The sequence below is a fragment of the Protofrankia sp. CiP1_Cm_nod4 genome (genome assembly GCF_982290645.1).
In genome coordinates, this window is the sequence record NZ_CEVIVC010000031.1 from 17,817 (window position 1) to 21,080 (window position 3,264).

5 protein-coding genes are annotated in these 3,264 nt (G+C 74.4%); 3 read left to right on the top strand and 2 right to left on the bottom strand.

Annotated elements, in window-relative coordinates:
• Positions 1 to 96: 96 nt before the first annotated feature.
• On the top strand, positions 97 to 423 hold the full coding sequence (gene uraH, locus AC5LSR_RS08470; RefSeq protein ID WP_250290324.1) for a hydroxyisourate hydrolase: 327 nt from the start codon (positions 97 to 99) through the stop codon (positions 421 to 423).
• A 138-nt stretch (positions 424 to 561) separates the two neighbouring features.
• Here uraH and AC5LSR_RS08475 read toward each other — a convergent pair whose 3' ends face one another.
• A complete protein-coding gene (locus AC5LSR_RS08475) occupies positions 562 to 1,911 on the bottom strand; it encodes a DUF6986 family protein (protein WP_493464917.1) in 1,350 nt (449 codons plus the stop codon).
• An 85-nt stretch (positions 1,912 to 1,996) separates the two neighbouring features.
• Here AC5LSR_RS08475 and AC5LSR_RS08480 point away from each other — a divergent pair, with 85 nt between their 5' ends.
• Together AC5LSR_RS08480 and AC5LSR_RS08485 are read left to right on the top strand one after the other, a co-directional pair.
• Entirely contained in the window at positions 1,997 to 2,476 is a 480-nt protein-coding gene (locus AC5LSR_RS08480; protein ID WP_250286296.1) for a YidH family protein, read from the top strand.
• Positions 2,473 to 2,853: a DUF202 domain-containing protein gene (locus AC5LSR_RS08485; protein WP_250286298.1), complete on the top strand. Its 381-nt coding sequence runs from the start codon at positions 2,473 to 2,475 to the stop codon at positions 2,851 to 2,853. The genes AC5LSR_RS08480 and AC5LSR_RS08485 overlap by 4 nt, the downstream gene beginning before the upstream one ends.
• A gap of 77 nt (positions 2,854 to 2,930) precedes the next feature.
• On the opposite strand, the gene AC5LSR_RS08490 is transcribed toward AC5LSR_RS08485, so the two are convergent.
• Positions 2,931 to 3,264, bottom strand: a 334-nt coding sequence (locus AC5LSR_RS08490) for an agmatine deiminase family protein (RefSeq protein ID WP_493468324.1), incomplete at its 5' end; no start/stop codon positions are given.

Here is a 3,264-nt window from a genome sequence, read left to right on the forward strand (position 1 = left end):
GCCGGCCCGGGCGCCGGCCCGGGCCGGCCGCGCCACCCACCGGTATCGCGTGCGGATGATCATGGTCGCTGACGGTGAGAGGAGCATGATGCGGGAGTGACTGTTTCCACGCATGTGCTCGACATCGCCACCGGGGAGCCGGCCGAAGGCATCCCGGTCCAGCTCGAACGAATAATCGTGGGCTTCGGCGGCGACGTCCGCGGCTGGCGGCTGGTGACGTCCGCTGTGACCGGCAGTGATGGACGGGTGCGGGACCTGCCGGTTGAGGGGCCGGGGGCGTGGCGCCTGGTGTTCGACACCACGTCCCGTTCGGCGTTCTTCCCGGAGGTCGTCATCACCTTCGTCGTGACCGACCCCGGGCAGCACCACCACGTCCCCCTGCTGCTGTCCCCCTACGGCTTCTCCGCCTACCGCGGCACCTGAGGCGTTCTGTGTCAGAGTTGTTTGACTACTAAGAGTAGTTAACAACTTGGGCATAAACGAGCACTACGAGCCGAGCACCGCGTGTGCGGGCAGAGCGCGGGGCGGACGATGTGATCGGATGTTCGTGACCGGATGCGTTCATCCAGATGGTCGGTGGGTTCCGGGTGGGGGCAGGGCGGCAGCGGCGACCGTTTCGCGGGTCAGGCCGGTTGCGGCCAGGTCGGCGTCGTCGAGGAGGCCCACGTCCAGTGCCCGTCGGAGATGGCCGGCCAGCGCGCGGGCGGTCGCGGGCTCGTCGGCGACCGGGCCGGCTGCCGTGACCGGGCCGGCTGGGCCGATCGTCGCGAGCGGACCGGTCGCATGCGCCGCGACAGTGCCGCCGACGGCGCCGGCGCCGGCGCCGGCGGCGCCGGTAGCGGCCCAGCGGGACAGCCGGGCCAGCGCGGTGGGCAGGCCGGTGAGCAGGCAGGACGCCACGGCCGCGTGCCGGGAGACCAGCTGCGCCGGGTGCAGGTCCCAGCCCTGGTAGAGACCGCGCCGCCAGGCCCGGCGGATCAGCTCGGCGTGCCGCCGCCAGGCCGCGTGCACCGCGGCGCGGTCACCGACCGGCAGCAGGTTGCACGACCCGTCCGCCACCCGCACGCCCGTGCCGGCCGCGGCGAGCTGCATGAGCGCGGTGGCGAGCTCCACCGCCGGATGGTCGCCGGCCTGATGCTCGGCGCTGATCCCCAGCGCCGCCGAGTAGTCGTAGGTGCCCACGTGCAGGCCGCGCAGGCGGGGGCGGCCCGCCGCCACGACCGCCGGCAGCGCCAGCACCGCCGCCGGGGTCTCGACCTGCACCTCCAGCGGTACGGGTGCCAGCCCGAGGCGTCCCTCCAGCTCCTCAAGGACGGCGCCGAACATGCTCACCTGCTGTGGCGCGCTCACCTTCGGCAGGGTGATCACCAGTCCGGGCGGCGCGGCGGCGGTGCCGCCCGCGGTGAGCGCGGTCAGGAAGAGGTCCAGGCTGCGCAGCCCGCGGGCGCGCACGGCCGCGTCCAGCGACTTCGGCCGCAGCCCGTAGGACGCCGGGAGCCGGCCCGCGGCGGCGGCCGCGCGCAGTGCCTCGGCCGCGGCGACGGCGTGGGCGTCCTCCTCGGCGTCGGCGCGGACACCGTACCCGTCCTCGAGATCCACCCGGAGGTCGGCGACCGGCGAGCCGGTGAGCACCCGGCGGACATGGTCGTGGACCCGCCCGGCCAGGGCCGCCGGGACGCCGGTCGCCGCCGCCAGGCCGGATGGTTCGCCGGCGTGCGCGCCGAAGGCGGCCCGGGCGGCCGCGGCCCAGTCGTCGACGACGGTCGCGGTCACCTGGTCGGCCGGCACGTAGCAGGTGTGCACCGGCTGGGAGCTGCCCGGATCCCCGGGAAAGCGGGTGGCCAGCTCGGCGTCCAGCCCGGTGAGCGGCGCGGTCAGTGCGGCGATCAGATCCGCTGGCAACGTCGGCATGCCCCCAGTCTCACCTCGGCCAGCGCCGCCGCGGGGGGCCGGCGGCGTACCTGGGCGGCGACGTTTCGACCAGTACGGTGAGGGGGTGGGCGCGGGCGAAGACGGGCATGGGAGCGGTCGCTTACCGTCCCGACGGGCGTGGTCCGCGCGCGCGTGGTGGTGCCGTCCGAGGAATGGGCGCCGGTCGAGGGACGGGTCCCGGCTGGGGGATGTCGGCCTGGTCGGTCAGGACCCGGACGTCCGCTTCAGCCTCGCCAACGAACGGACGTTCCTCGCGTGGATCCGCACGTCGCTCGCCCTGCTCGCGGGCGGCGTGGCGGTGGTCCAGGTCGTGCCCGAGTTCAGCGTCCCCGGTGCCCGGCATGTTCTGGGCGTACCGCTGATCATACTCGGCACTACCGTCGCGGCGACCAGCTACCGGCGATGGGTGATCGTCGAACGGGCGATGCGGGAGCGGCGGCCGCTGCCGGTTTCGGGACTGCCCCGGCTGCTCGCCGCCGGCGTGGCGCTGGTGAGCACGGCTGCGCTGATCTTCGTGCTGGTCGCCAGCCGAGGGGCACGGTGAGCCCTGCCGACGGCGGCGCCACCCCGGGCGGCCCCAGGGCCTGCGGCGATCGGCTGATGGTGCCGGACCGCGCCGCGGGGGAGACACAGCCGGAGCGGACCTACCTGGCCTGGCAGCGCACCGGGTTCGCGTTCGTCGGCCTGGGCGCGTTGCTCCTGCACGTCTCCTGCGGCCACGGGAATCGTCCGCTGGGATGTACGGCCGGTGCGTGGGCGCTCAGCGCTGGAGCGGCGGCATGGCTGACCGGATCGAGACGCCACCACCAGGACATGGCCGATGTCAGCAGCCGCCGGGCGAGCCCGGCCGGGGCGCTCCGATGCGTGGCGCTGGCGGCTGTGGTGTCCGGGCTGGCCGCCCTCGCGCTCGTACTGAGCTGAGCTGAGCCGAGCTGAGCCACGGTTGCGGACGGGAGCCACCGACCTGGCGGGTGACGGCCTGCCGGTGGTCGTTGTCCTCATCGCGTGACGCGTGGCTGTTGCTGGGTGATGCAGTGGACGCCGCCGCCGTAGGCGAAGACGGCCCGCCCGTCGACCGTCTCCACCCGCCGGCCCGGATACAGCCTGGCCAGCAGGTCCAGGGCGCGCTGGTCGGCCGGGTCGTCGAAGGTGCCGACCAGGACGAATCCGTTGCCGACATAGTGGTTGATGTAGGAGTAGCTGGTGGGCTGCCCGTCGAGCAGGACGGCGGGCGCGGGGATCTCGACGACGTGCAGCGGGCGGCCCGCCGCGTCCCTGCTCGCGCCCAGCAGGGCGGTCAGCTCGTGGCTTACCGCGTGGTCGGGGTGGGTG

Coding starts and splice junctions, on each gene's coding strand:
- AC5LSR_RS08475 (WP_493464917.1), bottom strand. CDS start 1,911: ATGCCGACGTTGCCAGCGGATCTGATCGCCGCACTGACCGCGCCGCTC.